Origin of the sequence: Serratia oryzae, from assembly GCF_001976145.1 — a bacterium.
Taxonomy (GTDB): domain Bacteria; phylum Pseudomonadota; class Gammaproteobacteria; order Enterobacterales; family Enterobacteriaceae; genus Chania; species Chania oryzae.
On the sequence record NZ_MOXD01000004.1, the window covers coordinates 249818 to 267520 of the forward strand.

22 protein-coding genes and 2 pseudogenes are annotated in these 17703 nt (G+C 50.3%); 18 read left to right on the plus strand and 6 right to left on the minus strand.

The window, feature by feature from the left end; all coding sequences use genetic code 11:
* Nucleotides 1–23 precede the first annotated feature (23 nt).
* From BMI79_RS09520 to BMI79_RS09535, 4 genes and pseudogenes are all read right to left on the minus strand, one after another.
* Entirely contained in the window at nucleotides 24–569 is a 546-nt protein-coding gene (locus tag BMI79_RS09520) for a fimbrial protein (RefSeq protein WP_076941898.1), read from the minus strand.
* Between the two features lie 573 nt (nucleotides 570–1142).
* Nucleotides 1143–1688 carry a fimbrial protein gene (locus BMI79_RS09525; protein ID WP_076941899.1) on the minus strand — a complete coding sequence of 182 codons (546 nt, stop codon included), beginning with the start codon at nucleotides 1686–1688 and terminating at the stop codon, nucleotides 1143–1145.
* A 101-nt stretch (nucleotides 1689–1789) separates the two neighbouring features.
* The gene (locus BMI79_RS09530; RefSeq protein ID WP_076941900.1) at nucleotides 1790–2335 is read right to left on the minus strand and encodes a fimbrial protein; all 546 of its coding nucleotides are present in this window, start codon (nucleotides 2333–2335) and stop codon (nucleotides 1790–1792) included.
* A 590-nt stretch (nucleotides 2336–2925) separates the two neighbouring features.
* Nucleotides 2926–3221 (minus strand): annotated as a pseudogene (locus BMI79_RS09535) (IS3 family transposase); the annotation flags it as partial.
* On the opposite strand from BMI79_RS09535, the pseudogene BMI79_RS09540 reads away from it, so the two are divergent.
* From BMI79_RS09540 to BMI79_RS09555, 4 genes and pseudogenes are all read left to right on the plus strand, one after another.
* Nucleotides 3222–3326, plus strand: a pseudogene (locus tag BMI79_RS09540) (DUF4942 domain-containing protein); the annotation flags it as partial.
* Nucleotides 3327–4066: 740 nt separating this feature from the next.
* Nucleotides 4067–5488 carry an integrase family protein gene (locus BMI79_RS09545; protein WP_095996117.1) on the plus strand — a complete coding sequence of 474 codons (1422 nt, stop codon included), beginning with the start codon at nucleotides 4067–4069 and terminating at the stop codon, nucleotides 5486–5488.
* On the plus strand, nucleotides 5485–6291 hold the full coding sequence (locus BMI79_RS09550) for a hypothetical protein (RefSeq protein WP_076941902.1): 807 nt from the start codon (nucleotides 5485–5487) through the stop codon (nucleotides 6289–6291). Before BMI79_RS09545 ends, BMI79_RS09550 begins: the two co-directional genes overlap by 4 nt.
* 172 nt (nucleotides 6292–6463) lie before the next feature.
* Nucleotides 6464–6670, plus strand: coding sequence for a helix-turn-helix domain-containing protein (locus tag BMI79_RS09555; protein WP_076942067.1), 207 nt, complete (start codon nucleotides 6464–6466; stop codon nucleotides 6668–6670).
* A gap of 307 nt (nucleotides 6671–6977) precedes the next feature.
* On the opposite strand, the gene BMI79_RS24015 is transcribed toward BMI79_RS09555, so the two are convergent.
* Nucleotides 6978–7157, minus strand: a complete 180-nt coding sequence (locus BMI79_RS24015) for a YlcI/YnfO family protein (protein WP_076941903.1) — start codon at nucleotides 7155–7157, stop codon at nucleotides 6978–6980.
* 129 nt (nucleotides 7158–7286) lie between these two features.
* Between BMI79_RS24015 and BMI79_RS24020 the strand changes: the two genes are divergently transcribed.
* The 7 genes from BMI79_RS24020 (at nucleotide 7287) to BMI79_RS09590 (ending at nucleotide 10815) form a co-directional block, all read left to right on the plus strand.
* Nucleotides 7287–7565 (plus strand): host cell division inhibitor Icd-like protein, encoded by a 279-nt coding sequence (locus BMI79_RS24020; protein ID WP_076941904.1) that lies wholly within the window; start codon nucleotides 7287–7289, stop codon nucleotides 7563–7565.
* A complete protein-coding gene (locus BMI79_RS09570; RefSeq protein ID WP_076941905.1) occupies nucleotides 7555–7758 on the plus strand; it encodes a hypothetical protein in 204 nt (67 codons plus the stop codon). The genes BMI79_RS24020 and BMI79_RS09570 overlap by 11 nt, the downstream gene beginning before the upstream one ends.
* Nucleotides 7751–7921 carry a hypothetical protein gene (locus BMI79_RS23790; protein ID WP_158069111.1) on the plus strand — a complete coding sequence of 57 codons (171 nt, stop codon included), beginning with the start codon at nucleotides 7751–7753 and terminating at the stop codon, nucleotides 7919–7921. The genes BMI79_RS09570 and BMI79_RS23790 overlap by 8 nt, the downstream gene beginning before the upstream one ends.
* Entirely contained in the window at nucleotides 7914–8201 is a 288-nt protein-coding gene (locus BMI79_RS09575) for a hypothetical protein (RefSeq protein ID WP_076941906.1), read from the plus strand. The genes BMI79_RS23790 and BMI79_RS09575 overlap by 8 nt, the downstream gene beginning before the upstream one ends.
* Entirely contained in the window at nucleotides 8201–8539 is a 339-nt protein-coding gene (locus BMI79_RS09580) for a hypothetical protein (RefSeq protein WP_076941907.1), read from the plus strand. Before BMI79_RS09575 ends, BMI79_RS09580 begins: the two co-directional genes overlap by 1 nt.
* Nucleotides 8536–10284 carry a DNA primase family protein gene (locus BMI79_RS09585; RefSeq protein ID WP_076941908.1) on the plus strand — a complete coding sequence of 583 codons (1749 nt, stop codon included), beginning with the start codon at nucleotides 8536–8538 and terminating at the stop codon, nucleotides 10282–10284. Before BMI79_RS09580 ends, BMI79_RS09585 begins: the two co-directional genes overlap by 4 nt.
* Before the next feature lie 270 nt (nucleotides 10285–10554).
* A complete protein-coding gene (locus tag BMI79_RS09590; protein ID WP_076941909.1) occupies nucleotides 10555–10815 on the plus strand; it encodes a hypothetical protein in 261 nt (86 codons plus the stop codon).
* Nucleotides 10816–10851: 36 nt separating this feature from the next.
* Here BMI79_RS09590 and BMI79_RS09595 read toward each other — a convergent pair whose 3' ends face one another.
* The gene (locus BMI79_RS09595; RefSeq protein WP_076941910.1) at nucleotides 10852–11331 is read right to left on the minus strand and encodes a hypothetical protein; all 480 of its coding nucleotides are present in this window, start codon (nucleotides 11329–11331) and stop codon (nucleotides 10852–10854) included.
* 296 nt (nucleotides 11332–11627) lie between these two features.
* On the opposite strand from BMI79_RS09595, the gene BMI79_RS09600 reads away from it, so the two are divergent.
* The 7 genes from BMI79_RS09600 to BMI79_RS09630 all read left to right on the plus strand — a co-directional run bounded on the left by BMI79_RS09600 (nucleotide 11628) and on the right by BMI79_RS09630 (nucleotide 17627).
* Nucleotides 11628–12806, plus strand: coding sequence for a phage major capsid protein (locus tag BMI79_RS09600; RefSeq protein ID WP_076941911.1), 1179 nt, complete (start codon nucleotides 11628–11630; stop codon nucleotides 12804–12806).
* A 42-nt stretch (nucleotides 12807–12848) separates the two neighbouring features.
* Complete coding sequence (locus tag BMI79_RS09605) at nucleotides 12849–13400, plus strand: HK97 family phage prohead protease (RefSeq protein ID WP_076941912.1); 552 nt, start codon at nucleotides 12849–12851, stop codon at nucleotides 13398–13400.
* Nucleotide 13401: 1 nt separating this feature from the next.
* The gene (locus tag BMI79_RS09610; protein ID WP_095996116.1) at nucleotides 13402–14613 is read left to right on the plus strand and encodes a phage portal protein; all 1212 of its coding nucleotides are present in this window, start codon (nucleotides 13402–13404) and stop codon (nucleotides 14611–14613) included.
* Nucleotides 14606–14905 carry a head-tail connector protein gene (locus BMI79_RS09615; RefSeq protein WP_076941914.1) on the plus strand — a complete coding sequence of 100 codons (300 nt, stop codon included), beginning with the start codon at nucleotides 14606–14608 and terminating at the stop codon, nucleotides 14903–14905. Before BMI79_RS09610 ends, BMI79_RS09615 begins: the two co-directional genes overlap by 8 nt.
* Nucleotides 14905–15351: an HNH endonuclease signature motif containing protein gene (locus BMI79_RS09620; RefSeq protein WP_076941915.1), complete on the plus strand. Its 447-nt coding sequence runs from the start codon at nucleotides 14905–14907 to the stop codon at nucleotides 15349–15351. Before BMI79_RS09615 ends, BMI79_RS09620 begins: the two co-directional genes overlap by 1 nt.
* Before the next feature lie 274 nt (nucleotides 15352–15625).
* A complete protein-coding gene (locus BMI79_RS09625) occupies nucleotides 15626–15982 on the plus strand; it encodes a phage terminase small subunit P27 family (RefSeq protein WP_076941916.1) in 357 nt (118 codons plus the stop codon).
* A complete protein-coding gene (locus tag BMI79_RS09630) occupies nucleotides 15966–17627 on the plus strand; it encodes a terminase large subunit (protein ID WP_076941917.1) in 1662 nt (553 codons plus the stop codon). The genes BMI79_RS09625 and BMI79_RS09630 overlap by 17 nt, the downstream gene beginning before the upstream one ends.
* The last annotated feature ends 76 nt before the right edge of the window (nucleotides 17628–17703 follow it).

Consider the following 17703-nt stretch of genomic DNA (forward strand, 5'->3'; position numbering starts at 1 on the left):
GCCAAAGGCCCGCCATAAACCAATCAGTTGTAGGAGAAACTGAACAGAATTGGTGCGCTGACCATACCCAGATCTGGCGTGGTGGAGGTCGATGCCAAGGCAGCTTGCAGGCTCAAGGTTTTACCGTTGAAATCCCCTGCTGCTGGCGTTGCGCCCGCCGTTGCTACGGTCAATTTGTCACCGGCAGAAATATAGGCCGTCGGTGTTGCCACTTCACTTAACATGACGCCAGTGTTGGTGCCAGTGGTGTTAAAGATGTTCGGGTTAGCAGCCAACGTCTGGCCAGAAACAATCAGGTTCGCGGTGTCACCCTCAGCCATTGGGGTCTCACAGTTGTTCAAACCCACGGTGAATTTTTTCACGCTGTCAGCAACCGGGGTGGCTACCGCGGTGAAGTCAGCCAGCGCAAAGTTGCCCAGATCCATGTTACCCGTAGAGATCGACACATCACACGTTGACGCAACAACGTTGGCAGTAATGGTGATTTGGGCGTTGGTCGCAGCCTGGGCAATGCCCATGCCAGCCAACAGAGCAACAACTGGAGCAACCATAAAAACAGACTTACGCATTACACATTCCTTACTTACATTAATATAAAATTGAAAAAATCGTCCACTGTCGTAATTCGGCTTCGAATATTCCTTAATACGAACAGATGAAAGTGATTATTTAAAACATAACTACTATTGCCATGATTTCAAAAACACACCGAGACTTAACCCATGCTCGGGTGTCTTGCCATCAAAGCGTGGCGGAAGTAAACGAAAGGACACTTAATTCCATAAAAAACATGGTGATCTCGCATTACCATAAATTCATTCGCATCCCTCAGCCATTGTATAGATACGGCTACCAAAGTAATTTGATAATAAAAACAACAGCAAATCAGAATTAAATAAATAAAAAAACAATTTATTTAGAATAAAAAACCAAGTTATCAATATTAAAAGAACCGAAAAACCACAAAAAACCAATGGAGAACAATAGAAATACAAATTAAAAACTAAAAATAAAACACCAAAAAAATCATTGGGTATAGTTTTTTACAGCAAAACACCGATATCTCCATCGACTCTGTAAAGACAATTCATGAGTTTAAATCAAAATCCAACACGCGGGCCGGCTGGCCCGCCTAAACCCCATCAGTTATACGAGAAACTGAACAGGATCGGGGCGCTGACCATACCCAGATCTGGCGTGGTGGAGGTCGAGGCCAGGGCGGCCTGCAGGCTCAAGGTTTTGCCGTTGAAATCCCCTGCCGCGGGGGCCGCACCCGCTGTCGCCACGTTCAATCGATCACCCGCAGAGATATAGGCCGTCGGGGTTGCCACCTGGCTTAACATGATGCCGGTGTTGGTGCCGGTGCTGTTAAAGATGTTCGGGTTAGCGGCAAGCGTCTGGCCTGAGACAATCAGGTTAGCCGTATCGCCAGCAGCCATTGGGGTTTCACAGTTGCTTAAGCCCACGGTGAAGGCTTTTACGCTGCCTGCTACCGGCGTGGCTGCCGCAGCGAAGTCAGCCGCTGCATAGTTACCCAGATCCAGATTCGGCGTAGAGAGCGACACATCGCAGGTTGACGCCACCACGTTGGCAGTAATAGTGATCTGGGCGTTGGAAGCCGCCTGGGCAATGCCCATGCCAGCCAACAGAGCAACAACAGGAGCAACGGTGAAAATAGATTTATGCATGAAAAATTCCTTACTGATATTGATATAAAATTGAATAAAATAATCGTCTTAACGTTTAAGTTTCTCTCAACACGCGGGCCTGCCAGCCCACCTGAGCCCCATCAGTTATACGAGAAGCTGAACAGGATCGGGGCGCTGACCATACCCAGGTCTGGCGTGGTGGAGGTCGAAGCCAGGGCGGCCTGCAGGCTCAAGGTTTTGCCGTTGAAATCCCCTGCCGCAGGTGCCACACCCGCTGTCGCCACGTTCAATCGATCACCCGCAGAGATATAGGCCGTCGGGGTTGCCACCTGGCTTAACATGATGCCGGTGTTGGTGCCGGTGCTGTTAAAGATGTTCGGGTTAGCGGCAAGCGTCTGGCCTGAGACAATCAGGTTAGCCGTATCGCCAGCAGCCATTGGGGTTTCACAGTTGCTTAAGCCCACGGTGAAGGCTTTTACGCTGCCTGCTACCGGCGTGGCTGCCGCAGCGAAATCAGCCGCTGCATAGTTACCCAGATCCAGATTCGGCGTAGAGAGCGACACATCGCAGGTTGACGCCACCACGTTGGCAGTAATAGTGATCTGGGCGTTGGAAGCCGCCTGGGCAATGCCCATGCCAGCCAACAGAGCAACAACAGGAGCAACGGTGAAAATAGATTTACGCATGACAAATTCCTTACTGATATTCATATTAAGTTAAATGAAATCATTCCATCACCGTAATTCGGCTATGGACATGCCTTCATGCAAATAGATGAACGTATTTTAAAAAAACACGTATGACATTAAACCTGTGGAAATTTAATTAACTCAGGTGTCTGCTATTAATTAATCGCCAATATCCTGGATATAACCTTATCATCAAAGATATTTCCCTTTCCGAGTGGGTCAGCAGATGGCGTAATCAATTTGCCCTCCCTAACCGCATCTCTACTCAACCAAGGGGCTAGACAGATAACCTTGACGACTTAGGCGTAAGTTGTCGTGAACTCAGCGGTCATTCCCCGTTAGTGATGTGACTAATTCTTACCCAGAAAAACATCCATCACAACATAATATGTTTTTTAAGCATTTTTATAAAATATAATCCTAATTTATAATAAAATAACAGAATATAAAGCCATGAAAATGAGAGTCCCCCCAATAATGGGGGTTGCTACCCACAAAAACCGCTGCCACACTGCTAACGATGACTGCGTGACATGCCACCAATCCGGTCGGTATTTTGATCTTACCCACGAACAATGGAGACACGGCTAAGCGAGGTTCTGGTTTTCAAACTGTTCTGGGCTGAGGCCACCACAGGCACTGTGGCGACGAAGCCGATTATCATCGCACTCGATATAATTAAACACGGCCGTTCGCATTATTTCCCGGCTGGCAAAGTGCTCGCCGTGGATACATTCCACTTTCAGCGAGTGAAAGAAGCTTTCCACGCATGCACTGTCGTAACAACAGCCTCTGGCGCTCATACTGTCACGCAGAGTTTATGGCGTTTCAGTAAGGCCTCGTAATCCGCCGAGCAGTACTACCCGCCTCTGTCTGTATGGACTTCATGAAGGGTTCAGCACATCTGACATTCCGAAAGCCGGAACTGATGGACAAAATGAATGACATTATCGCCAAACCCTATCCAGGGATGCTTGCGGCAAGATAGTCGTTCATTTAAAACCTGAGGAGAAAACGATAACCAAGCTCAAGCCAAAGGGGGGAAACCTACCATTCCAAGCCACAAGCAGATTAACAATAATTTAATAAGTTGGTGTAATTTTAAAAAATTGGTGCCTTAAAACATTGCTATTTCCGCTACTCCTAGCGGAAATAGCTAAATAATAGAATTGAAGCTCAGGATTACAGCGTACAAAAGAGAGTGGCGACTGACTTTTTTTAACACTTTGCCGTGACGGAGAAACAGCTTGATGATGAGGTTTTGAAAGATTAAGTGAAGTTAGGAAAGTAGATCTGCGTTGACCAAATTTACTCACGCCAGCCGTTACATAAATTCTACTGCGTGTGGCTGCTGTGAGTAAGTAGGGATGCTGGCGGCAAGATAATCCAGGCTGTATCTGGTTTTTACATAGCCGAAGGGGTTTTCCTTACCTGACCCGAAATCAAAATAAAGAAAAAGGAGTCAGACGATTTCTCATCTAACTCCTTGTTTTGTATGGTGGCCCCTGCTGGGTTTGAACCAGCGACCAAGCGATTATGAGTGTCAGGTAAAGGAGTTACCTAAAAATACTTATTGTTATATTTCATATAATTAGACAAAACAAAACCACTGTATAAATACCCAGAAATACCCCATAATACCGTTCTAAGATATCCTATAAATATCCTAGAGCTTACAAGCGACCTCCAGGATATGCAGATCGCTTGTTCATGGGGGTATGAATGGCCATACAGAAATTCAGGTTCACCAAGGCTGAGATAACAGCTTTGCCGAAGGCTCCACCAGGTAAACAGGTAGAATACGCCGACACCGTTGTTAATGGCCTGCGTGTCCGTGTTGGCGCTACCGGTGTTAAAGCCTTTTGTATATCAAGATTCCGCAATAAGAAATTCATCAGGGCAACGCTGGGACGATTCCCCGATCTTTCAGTGGATAGTGCTAGGGCTAAAGCGCTGGAACTGCTGGGGGATGTTGCTACAACTGGCAAGAATCCCAACGATGTACGCCGCATAAACGCAATGAGCCTGGTAACCCTGAAAGAAGCCTTGCAAACGTACATCGATAACCGCGCTCACCGGTTGAAACCTGTCACTGCAAAACAATACCGTTCTGTCCTGGGTAACTTCTCCGGCGACTGGATGAATCAGCCGATGGCTAACATCAGTCGGGATCGCGTAGAAGCACGCCACAAAGCGGTAACTGAAGGTACCGTCTGGTTTGGTCAGGATAAGTCACAGCTCCGCGCCGGGGTGGGGACAGGAAGCAAAGCCCAAGCTGATTTGTGGGCGCGTGCCCTCCGGGCTGTTTACCGGTTTGCCTATGACCATTACCGCGATGAAGAGGGCAAAGTGCTATTACCTGATCCACCGACCATGGTACTCAGCACAAAACGCCAGTGGCACGGTACCACCAGGAAGACTGAACGTATCAGGACAAATGACCTTGGCCGGTGGTTGAAAGCTGTTGAACAGGTAAGGCAGGAATCCGCCGCTGTAAGGGATGATGTTTCAGTATCGATATGTGATGCCCTGGACATGGCCCTATTTACCGGTTTGCGCCGCGCCGAGGTGTTTGGCCTGGAATGGGATAGGGTAAATATTGGTGGCCGCTATTTCTGGATCGATACCACCAAGAACGGCGATCCACTGGAGTTGCCGATCACTGATACCTTGCTGGCGATATTCCGCCGCCGCCTGAGATTGAAAAACGATACACAAACCATCGTATTTAACGGCAGAAAAGGCATTGTTAAAGAACCTCGCCGGGTCATAGCCCGTATTGTGGCCGCTACAGTGCCGGAGCCTAACCCGGATGGATTGGTGCCTATTGAGTTCAAGTGTCACGATGCCAGGCGCACATATGGCACCGTGGCCGAATTGGCCGGGGTTGGCTCCTATATCCTCAAGCGATTAATGAATCACCGTACTGTTCGCAGTGCGGACGTTACCCAAGGGTATCTGCATTTTGGTGCTGATGAGTTACAAGAACCAGCTAAGAAGGTAGAGCGGGCTATTCTGGAGCATGCAGGGTTGGTGGAAAAAGCTGACGGTATTAATGCTCACTTATTGGCTGCATTGGCGAATATGAGTGATGAAGAGAAGCGAAAATTACTATTTTCATTAGTAGAAGAAAAAAGGAATATATCATGAATGATAACAAAATGACAGAAATAGACATTATTAATGATTTAGTTTCTAAAATGAGTGAGGAAGAGGCTAATGAATATATTTCTTACATTCACAATCAGGACTCTGATGGAATTAACTCAATCGTAAAGAAATACGGCTATATGTTTGTAAAGCCAATTTCAAATATTATTTCTGAGCATAATGTTGATGATTTATTTGGAGGTAGAGAGGACATTATTATACCTGCATTGATGAGTTCTTTTTCTAATGCAGCCAAAAGAGTAAAAGAAGAGCGTAAGTTTTCAAAAGAGAAAAGTGTTAACCAAGTTGACTCAATCTCAGAGCTAAGAGAGTTGGATAAGCGCATCAATAATAAGGAGTCCGCCAATCATTACATGAAGACTTTGTTTAACGAAGAAATCAATGTAATGCTGAAGGCTAAAATGATACTTGAATCAGCAGGTTGTGATTACATCTCATCGGAATTAGATGATATTATTAATAAGACAACTATTAACTTAATTTTAACCAAGCCAATTGAGAACATGAAAAAGAAAGAGATAATAAGTGAGGATAGAAGAAAAGCAGGAAAGGGAAATATAAGTCCTCATAAATTCATGGCTGTAAAAATAGCGGCAGATACATGGGAAAAGTATCCAAACGCTAGCCAAGAAGGATTGGTAGACGAAATCTTCCTTTACTTTAGAAAGAAATGGAATGACAACCCTTCTTCAGGCGCAATAAAAGGTTGGCTTTCTGAATCAGGGCTGAATCCAAAAGTGAAACCAAAGAATAGAAAATTTACATTGGTTATCAATGAGTAAGATCTCCTAAAACGCGTTAGCACACTGGCTAACGCGATGATTCCTAGCCTAACTTGTCTGCCGTGGTATTAACCAGTTAACCCATTTTCTAACGGGTTGCACCAGCTTACCTAATAATCCTGCATTAAATAGGATGATCACCGAAGATAACCAACAATATACGGTGATACTTATGCAATTTATTAAACCAACAGAAATTAAACTTACTCGCAAAGAAGCTGCCGCCGAATTAGGAGTTAGCCCTCAAACCCTGGCTAATTGGGCCAGTTCTGGCCGAGTGTCGATCCCGTTCTACAAGGTGGGGAAAAAGAAGGTCATTTACCACAAGTCAGATCTAGACGCTTACCTTGCATCAGTTCGTCAAACTCAAACGGTGTGAGGTGGGGCATGGCACATAAAACAAAAGCGGCCTTGCCGGGCCGCCAATGTCACTACACAAAACAAAGTCAGCTTATCACACTGATCGATCAGGTCAACCGGTGCGATTATGTTCGCATCGCTGGTGGAACCCAGCCGGTGGCTGAGTTCGATATCAGACAGGTTTTGGCGTTAACCGCGCCGCTGGCGCAGTTGATCTGGGTACGTCCAAATCTGGACACATCTACCCAAAGCAGTAGTTCCGGTTTCCCCCATTGGGGGATTTCGAAGAAATCAGAGGGTTACCTCTTTTATTCTTCTTTGGTTGGTCAGCTCTTTGGTTCAATACTGCGCTGCTGTAGCTCTTTGCGGATAACGCGCTTTATCCAAGCTGCCAGGGATTCATCACCATCTTGCCGCTGTGCTTCTTCCATCAAATCGCGCAGTTCAGGATCTAGCCGAAATTGGAATGGTGGATTACCACGTCTTTCATTTTTGTGTGTTGACACGTTAAGTACACCCGATGTAGTGTGTTTATGTGTAATGACACATTACATGCACATGAATGAAAAGGCAACGCCCCGGAGTGCGGGAACACTACCGAGGCGTCTCACCACCACGTTAGAAGGACTAACGCTATGGCTGATATCAAGTCTACCCAAACTCGCCCTAAATTTACATTCCTGTTCCTGGCTATCCACTCCGATGGTGGCAGGCCAACCGTGTTACGCACTGAAGCTGACACAGAAGAAAGCGCTCGCCTCAATTTTGAGGGCGCTGATTTCACTCTTATTTTTGCTGCACAAATCCGCACCGAAAGCCCGTTGCAACTGTTCCGGGCTGATCTGGACGCTAACCGTATCGAGTTCATACACCAGCGTTACCAAACCTCTACGGAGGTGCGCCATGTCTCATGAAATAACCCTGGAGCAGGCAGCGGAACGCGCACGGCAGGCTGAAATAATCTGCCGATTGATCGAGAGCTACCCAGATCATATGGGAGATGGAGAGATCATTGATATTGCCGCCCTGTTGAGGCGTCTGATTGGCAATGTAGCCACATGGCTTATTGAAGAGCAGGCGCTGAGGGAAGGAGCACACCATGCGTGAACAAAGTCACTTAGATGCTATCGACGCCCTGAACAAAATAGCTGCGCTTGCCAGTGCTGCTTTGTATCTGCACGTAGGTGAGAAAGAGGAAGATCTGGCGCTTGAGTTAATGGACATAGTTTTGAAGACGGCCCGCCGCGCTGTGGAGGTGAAAGATGCGTAAAGATGCTTATTGGCTGATCAATGATGGCCGCAGCGCACCCCTCGAAGATGTTGAAGAGCTTAGGCAAGTGGCAGTAGGGATTCATGACAGCATTGTCGAGGGTATTTCAGCAATCGGAAGCCTCATGTTCTGGGCTGCTGAGAGCGAAAACTATGACGCTGACCAGGCAAAAGCAGACATGTTCAAGCTAGGCGATATGCTGCACAACATAGCCAGAATGGCCCAAGGAGCCATGCACGCAGAAGAAAACCTCGCTTACCGGTTACGGGAGAAAAAGTAATGATCAGCCCACTGAAATACAACGAACTGGTAAAGCGTGTGGAAGCGCTTGAGATGGCTTTAGCTGCAATCCAACGCAAAGACACCCTGCCGGAAGGCATGGCCCCATTAACCACCCTGGCCGCTGAAATGGGCCTTTCCACCAGCAAGGCGGAAGAACTGGCGCGTAACTGTGGCGTAATGATTGTGAAGCAGGGCCACGGCCACATCGTGCATGAAGCGAAGTTCCGTGAAGCGGCGCTGATCATCATCAAGGGAGCCAAACGCAAATACGGCAGTAAATACTGGTTCCACCCACTGATCGGCAAATTCACCATGACAGTGAGGCCGCAGCTATGAGCAAGCCACAGAAGGTGAATACCAGCCAATGGCCGAATGAGCTATTTTCCTGCGTCTATCGCTGGGTGCATGGGGCGATCGTAGAGAGGGAGTTAGCGACAAAAGCCATTATGCGTACTACAGCAGGAACACCACTCAACGATCTGGCAAAAAGGCTTAGTGCGCTTGCGATCGGGAATATTAATCCTGAGTGGTTAGTTCAGCATGGCTTTACGTCCAGCCTTTCCCCTGAGCCTGCCAGGGAGAAGCGCGAAGCGGTAGTGCTGGAGTTTATCGACCGTAAAGAGCTGGTGGCCGTACTGGCTGATTCTGACCGGATTAATGGCTTGTTCAATACGGCACCGCCAGAACCAGCGGCAACCCCGGCCCTTAACCAGATGGGGGCCAGCCAGCGTGGTGATGTGCTTCTGGCTCGCTACAGTGGGGCGCTGGCAATCAATGGCGACTCTGACACCGTTCATCATTATGACGGCGTGATCTGGAAGCCTATAGCCGATAAAGAGCTACAGCGGGAAATGGCGGCGATCTACCGTGAGGCCGAAATCTCTTACTCACAGCCGGGCATCAAATCCGCCGTGGATACCATGAAACTGAGCCTGCCCCGCATGGGGGCAACAGAGCGGCACCTTATCGGGTTCACCAACGGGGTATTTGACACCAAGGCAGGGGAGTTCCGGCCACACCGCCGAGAGGATTGGTTGCTGATCGCCAGCGGCGTCGAATTCAGCCAGGCGCATGAAGGGGAAACTCTGGCCAGCCATGCACCAAACTTCTGGAAATGGTTAAGCCGTTCCACAGGGGGAAATACCCGCAAGGCCGATCGGGTACTGGCTGCGCTCTATATGGTGATGGCGAACCGGTATGACTGGCAGCTATTCCTTGAAGTGACCGGGCCGGGCGGCAGTGGTAAAAGCGTGTTTGCCGAGGTCTGCACCATGTTGGCCGGTAAAGGTAATACGGTGGCCGCCAGCATGTCTTCACTGGAGAACCCCAAGGAGCGGGAGCTGATTGTTGGTGCCTCGCTGATAGTGCTGTCTGATATGGCCCGTTATGCCGGTGACGGCGCAGGGATCAAAGCCATTACAGGCGGCGACAAGGTAGCCGTAGACCCGAAATACAAAGCGCCTTACTCAATGCGGATCCCTGCTGTAGTGCTGGCGGTGAATAACAACTCCATGACTTTTAGCGACCGCAGCGGGGGTATTTCACGGCGCAGGGTGATCTTTAACTTTGCTGATGTGGTGCCCGATGGGGAACGTGATATTCACCTACCTGAAAAGATTGAGGCAGAGCTGGCGGTCATTATTCGGCACCTGTTAACCCGCTTTGCCGATCAGCAGCAGGCCAAAGGGCTTCTACTGGAACAGCGGCAATCTGAGGAGGCATTAGCCATCAAGCGTGAGGGTGATTCGCTGGTGGATTTTTGCGGCTACCTGATGGCGCTGGTGGAGTGCGAAGGGATGTTCATAGGCAATGCTGAGATTATCCCCTTTGCGCCACGGCGTTATCTATACCACGCCTATATGGCCTACATGTCAGCACATGGCCTGGGTAAGCCGGTGTCGTTAACCCGGTTCGGTAAGGATATGCCGGGCGCTATGGCGGAGTACAGCAAGGAGTACAAGAAGGAACGTGCAACCCGTGGCCCAAGCAAGGGGAACTATCAAAGCAATGTGACGCTGCTCGATGTTGCTGCCGAATGGCTACCAGCGGCCACAGGGGGTGAGCCAATGGGGGAAGAATAGTTTTTTTTGACCAATAACTATCAACTGTCCACCAAATAGAAAAAAGATAAGTTAATACATGTAGTTAATGAGGTGGACAGTTGGTGGATAGTTTGAGTTTAAGTGTCCACTGTCCACCACTGGTGGAGGGTTTGGTGGAGAGTAGTGGACAGTTTGGTTTTAAGTGTCAACCGTTTAACTTAATGATTTACATGGTTAATTTTTATCGGTGGACAGTGTGGACAGTTTTTAGGGTAAAAAACTTTTTTCTATCATTATGGAGAGAAATACATGCCAATTACAGTAAGTGATATCAAAGCACACAGAGAGCAGTTCGATCTTGGTGACATTGATACTATGCACACTACCGAATATCGACGGGCGTTGTCTGATGGTGCTTTCTTCTGGATTGACCATCATGATTTTGTACGCAGCACATTTACAGAGGAGATTTTTGCCACCAATCGTGAGCAGTTGGATGCAATGATCGAGCATCTTCAGCAATACCGGGACAAGATGCCTTCACCGCCTGGATGGATGAGTGAAAAATAGGAAATAGCCCTGATATTAACGTCAGGGCTTAAATTATTAATTGGGTTTTATTCCCATAAATGCTTTTTTGTTTTCAGGGTCTAACATTTCCCCCTCAGGGATAGGAACTCGTAAGCTCAACCGAACCTCTTGTATAGCATATAGATTACGTATGGCTTGGTTATCTAGTACGCCGCTATACCCGTTGGAGAGATATATTAATTTTTGTGTTGCCTCTTTTATTCCCTCAGGGCTAGGCAAACCAAAGATGCGATATATATGCTTATACCCTGGTATTAAGTGAGTTGCGGAGTGTAACGTTGATGAGTGTTGGCGCATTACTTTACATGCTTCAACCATTTCTTCGTTTCCAGGAGGCATGGGGTTGGCCAATTTGTTAGAGTAAAATATTAGGTCGTAAACTATTTTTGAAATCGCCCTTTTCAGATCATTAACAGGTTCTATTATTAATTTCATAATAATTTGCCCAATGACGTATACTAAAACCCCAGAAAAAACCGTGATAAATACAGTCATAATCCCTCTCGTAAGTTTCCATTAACACTGTTTAAGAATACTCTTTTAGTCACAAAGTAAGAATAGTTTTGTAAATATTTTGTACTCATGTTTACCTGTGTTTACCTCTGTCTCTGATGGGGGTTTTCTTTATATTTTCCATGTATATCTTGATAAGTGGCACTCAGACGTGAGCCGCCACTGGCCGTTTAGTCAAGCTGCGCGAAGTAGCCTGCGAGATGCAGAAAAAGAGTAAACGGCCCCCTCCTTTAGTGCTGGTTTCACGTCACGTTATTTATTTCAACGAGAAACCGTACATGAAAAAATTGATTGAACTCCGCCAGAAGAAAGCCGAACTCGCCACCCAAATGCGCTCCCTGCTGACCAAGGCCGAAGAAGAGAAACGCAGCCTTAACCCAGACGAAGCGAAACAGTTTGACGAGCTCCGCACCCAGGCCGACACCTTACAGGCTGATATTGTCCGTTATGAATCCCTGGCCGATGAAGAACGCGCCCAAGGTGGCAACGCCAAGCCAGCCAAAGACGGCAAGACTTTGAGCAATGAAGAACTGCGCCACTACATCATGACCGGTGAAACCCGGATGCTGTCTACCACCGTTAATGAAAGCGGCGGCTATTCCGTTATCCCTGAGCTGGATACCGAGATCATGCGCATGCTGGCCGATGAAAGCGTGATGCGTCAGATCTGCACGGTGAAGACCACCAAATCCAACGAATACAAAAAACTCGTGTCCGTAGGCGGCGCGGCGGTAGGACGTGGCATTGAAGGTGAAGCCCGTGACGAAACCGCGACGCCTAAGCTGGAAGAGATCAGCATCAAGCTGAATCCTATCTACGCTTACCCGAAAACCACCCAGGAAATTCTCGACTTCAGCGACGTGGATATCCTGGGCTGGCTGACTGAAGAGATTAGCGACACGTTCGCCGAAACCGAAGAAACCGACCTGGTAAGCGGTGACGGGGCCAAGAAGTCAAAAGGGTTCCTGTCCTATCCGCGTGAGGCTAAAGGCGATCGCACCCGTCCATTCGGTACCCTGGAAAAGATGGTTTCCGCTGGTGCTACCCCTACCGCTGACGAGCTGATCGATCTGGTCTTCAAGCTGCGCCGCCGTTACCGCCGTAATGCTGTATGGGTGATGAACTCCAATACTGCCGCCATGCTGCAAAAGCTGAAGAACGGCAACGGGGATTACATCTGGCGCGATCGTCTGCAAGCCGGTGATCCCGATATGTTGCTGGGCCACCCGGTTCACTACCTGGAGAACATGCCGGACGCTGCCGCAGGCAAGCCGGTGATCGCTGTCGGTGACTTCAAGCGCGGCTATTTCATCGTGGATCACGAAACCGGCACCCGCACCCGCCCGGACAACATCACCGAGCCGGGCTTCTACAAGGTACACACCGATAAATACCTGGGCGGTGGGCTGGTGGACTCCAACGCCATCAAGGTACTGGAAATCAACGCGACCAAGTAATCCGAGAAGGGGCTACGGCCCCTTTGTCTTATGGAGCCACCGATGAAAGACACCGATTTTGAAATCCGCACCGCCACACTGACCGCCGCCGATCAAAAGCTGGTTGGCTATGCCGTGAAGTGGAACAGCCGTTCAGAAGTGCTGTGGGATGAGTTTGTAGAGCAATTTGCCCCTAATGCCTTTAAAGACAGCCTGGCAGCCGGTACTGATGTTCGCGCACTGTACGAGCATGACCATACCGCGCTGTTAGGCCGCAATACCTCCGGCACCCTGGTATTGAGTGAAGACGCCACCGGCTTGCGCTTTGAGCTGACGCCGCCCGATACCCAACTGGGGCGCGATGTGCTGATCCTGGTTGAACGGGGCGACATTTCCGGCATGTCCTTCGGGTTCCGGGCGCTGAAAGACCAGTGGGACAGCACCCAACAACCGTATGTCCGTACCGTGCTGGCCGCCGAGCTGCGCGAAATCACCGTGACCAGCTTACCGGCCTACCGTGAAACCGATATTCAGATCGCCAAGCGTTCACTGCTGACCCAGCACCCGGAACTGGTGGATCTGCGTTCCCATTGGGCTTATCTGGCGGGGTTGTGATATGTGGCCATGGAAACGCAAGACCGAAAACCGCAGCATGACCATTGATGAGTTTCTGGCTATGGCCGGTATCCCTAACACCGGTTCAGGTGAACATGTCTCATCGGGCAATGCTGAAACACTGCCTGCCGTCTTAAACGCCGTGGCGGTGATCAGTGAAGCGGTGGCCTCCATGCCCTGCTACTTGTACCGAGTAACCCGCACTAATGGCGTAGAGGCCCGTACCTGGTTAGCCGATCACCCCGTTGATGTGTTGCTGAATGAGCGCCCGAACGATTGCCAGACCCCTTATCAGTTCAAGCGCACCCTGATGCGCCATTGCCTGCTGAACGGTAATGCCTACGCGGTGATCAAATGGGGCAAAGACGGCCAGCCGCAATCCCTGCACCCTTACCCACCGCGTGCCGTGGTACCGAAACGCCTGGATGAGCACCGCTATGCCTACACCATTACCGAACCCTTCAGCGGGCGCGTGCGTACCTACCTGCAGGAAGAAATCCTGCACCTGCGCTACTCCACCGATGATGGCTTCCTGTCCCGTTCTCCGGTCAGCATTTGCCGGGAAACTCTGGGGCTGGGTATGGCCCAACAGCGCCACGGTGCCAGCATCATGCGCGATGGCCTGATGGCCGCAGGTATCATCAAATCAGGTGAATGGTTCGACAGCATCAAAGGTGCAAAAGCGATGGAGGCGCTAGAACGTTACAAAGGGGCCAAGAATGCCGGTAAGACGCCGATCCTTGAAGGGGGTATGGATTACCAGCAATTAGGCATGAGCAATCAGGATGCTGAATGGCTGGCCTCTCGCCGCTTCACCATTGAAGACGTTGCCCGGATCTTCAATATCAGCCCGATCTTCCTGCAAGAGTATTCCAACAGTACCTACAGCAACTTCAGCGAAGCCAGCCGCGCTTTCCATGCCATGACGATGCGCCCCTGGTTAACCAACTTTGAACAGCAACTTAAAGCTGCCTTGCTGTTGGTTTCCCCGTCTTCCGGTTCCCGTTACCTGGTGGAGTTCGACACCACCGACCTGTTGCGCGCCAATCCGCAGGATCGCTTCAAGAGCTACGAGACGGCGATCAAGTCCGGTGTGATGTGTCCGAACGAAGCCCGCGAACGTGAAGGAATGTCGCCACGTGAAGGTGGGGAAGAGTTTAGCCAGGCATGGAAACAAACGGTTGAGGTAAAAGGCGGTGGGGCAAATGACTGAATTAATCAGCTTGAAAGAGGTAAAGGCACATTGTCGCATTGATGATGATTATGAAGATGAGGACGATCTTCTCCGCGATTACATCGCCGCATCGTTGGAGGTCTGCCAGAAACATATCGGTAAGCGCTTCGGTGATGATCTGGCGTTTAACCCGGCGCTTAAAGTGGGGTGCCTGATGTATATCTGTATGCTCTATGAAAATAGGGAGATGGTTGCTGCTCTCACTATCAAAGAAGTCCCGCTGACCATCTCGCACCTGTGGAGTGTGTACCGTGATCCGGGGGTGTACTGATGCCAGTCCATCCATTGAAACGTTGTACCTATCCCGGTTGTCGTAATCGCGTAAAGTCTGGCCGCTGCCCTGAGCACAAGCGCCAGACTAACGCCACACTGACTGCCAACCGTGGTACCCGTACCGAGCGTGGTTACTCCAACCGCTGGGGTAAGTATCGCCTGCTCTATCTCAAGGCTCACCCGCTCTGCGTAATGTGCGAGAAGGAAGGGCGTTATACCCCGGCCAAGATAGTTGATCACATCATCCCGATCGAGGGTGAAGGCGATGTGCTGTTCTGGCCCGCCAGCAATCATCAGGGGTTATGCGTCAGCCATCACAGCCGCAAGACCACCACACAAGACCCGATCACCAAGCAGCAGCGCAAGGCCGGTAAGTTCCGCGAACAGGAAGAAGCCGCCAGCCATCGCAACGACTGGATACATGAGTACAACAACAATGCGTGAAGAAGAGATTAATCAGTTGGTTAGAGGCTTGGAGCGTAGCCGTGACGGGTTTATGAAGCGCCACGGCAAGACGCCTGAACAAGCCACAGGCAAGCGCCTATCACAGCGTGACCGTGAGCTCGCCGAGGCATTCAGGAACCGATAGCGGGCCGCTCTGACCGGGTGGGGGGCGTTTTCAGGACAAAGCCCCTCACTGCTGGAACCACCCGCCCCCTCAAATTTTTACGCGCGGCATTTTTTTTCACAGCAGTAAGGCACAGGAAACAGAAACGTTATGGCAAGACCGCCCAAGCCTCCCGCTTATTTTGACGAGATCGCCACCGCAGAGTGGAAAGCGAGAGCCAAGCAAATGATGGAGCGCGGCGATTTAATTGATGCCGATTGGCGCAACCTGGAATTGTATTGCCTCAACTACTCGATGTACCGCCGTGCCGTGGCAGACCTTGCGGCCCGTGGTTTTTCGGTTGAGGGTTCACGCGGTGCCACCACCACCAACCCCGCGCTGAAGGCCAAATCGGACGCCGAAAAAATCATGATCAAAATGTCTTCCCTGTTGGGTTTTGATCCGGTATCCCGCCGCCGTAATCCAGTAGATATTGAGGAGGAAGACGAACTTGACCGCCTGGGATGAATACGCAGAAGCGATAAAAAGCGGTGAAATACCGGCGTGTAAGCGGCTAAAACAGGCCATAAACCGCTACTTTTCCGACCTCAACAACCCCCTTTACGTGTTCGATACGGCCACTGTAGAGCGTTTTGTCGCTTTTTCTCGCCTCTGTCCGCACGTCAAAGGCCCGTTGCGTGGCAAGCCTATAGAGCTTGAACCGTGGCAGCAGTTCGCCTTTGCCAACCTGCTGGGCTTCAAATTGGCGGCTACCGGTCGCCGCAAGTACCGCAGCGCCTACATTCAGGTACCGCGCAAGAACGCCAAATCGACAGTGGCTGCGATGCTGGCTAACTGGTTCCTGGTGATGGAGCACGGCCAGCAGGACATTTACACCGCCGCCGTGAGCCGGGATCAGGCCCGTATCGTGTTTGATGATGCCCGGCAGATGTGTCTGCTCTCCAAACCGCTGCGCAAGCGGGTGGCTATCCAGCAGCACAAGCTGATTTACGCCAAATCCAACAGCCTGTTAAAGCCGCTGGCGGCCAGAGCCTCCACCATTGAAGGGACTAACCCCAGCCTGGCGGTGGTCGATGAATACCACCTGCACCCGGATAACGGCGTGTATTCGGCTCTCGAGCTGGGAATGGGCGGACGCCCCGAAGGCATTCTGTTTGCCATCACGACAGCCGGCAGCAACATCGTATCGGCCTGCAAGCAACACTATGACTACTGTTGCCAGATATTGGCCGGGGAAGAAGAGAATGAATCGCTGTTCGCGTTGATCTACGAGCTGGACGACGAAACCGAAGTAGACGACCCGGCGCAGTGGGTGAAGGCCAATCCTAACCTGTCGGTGTCCGTTGATGTGGCCGTACTGGCCGATACTATCCAGAAGGCCCGCGGCATTCCCTCGCAGTGGGTAGAAATGCTGACCAAGCGTTTCAATATCTGGTGCCAGGGTGCGACACCGTGGATGGGGGAAGGAGCCTGGAAAGCCTGCGCCGCCGACTATACCGAAGCCGACCTGGAAGGGCTGACGTGTTACGCCGGTATGGATCTCTCTTCCACCAGTGACATTACCAGCGTTTGCTACACCTTCCCGCTAGAACGCCGCGTGCGCCTGCTGACGCGCCACTATATCCCTGAAGCCCAATTGCAGAACCCGGCCAATAAGAACCGCACTTTGTACCGCCAGTGGGTGAAACAGGGCTGGTTACGCACCACGCCGGGGGATTGCATCGACTATGACCGCATCCGTGATGATGTGCTGGCCGACGCTGAGTGCTTCAACATTGAGCTGGTGGGCTTCGATACCTGGAACGCCACGCAGATCCGCACCCAGCTTCAAGGGGCTGGCCTCGATGTGGAGCCGTTCCCGCAAACCTATGTGAAATTCAGCCCGGTGGCGAAATCGGCGGAGGTGTTCGTTAACCGCAAGGTGATCGAGCACAACGGCGATCCGGTGCTGACCTGGGCAATGGCTAACGTGGTGATGGAAACCGATGCCAACGCCAACATCAAGCCGAACAAGAAGAAGGCGGCCAACAAGATAGACCCGGCTGTCGCCTTCCTGATGAGCTTTGGCACCTATCAGCTACAACATGAAGAATTTGCCTTCGACCTGAGCGAAGAACAACAACAACGCCTTGCAGAGTTCAAGGGTATTTAACTTAATTCTTATTTGTGATTTTAATCAAACAACTGTGGTGATAATTTGATTGTAATAGCACCTTGTGCAAACTATA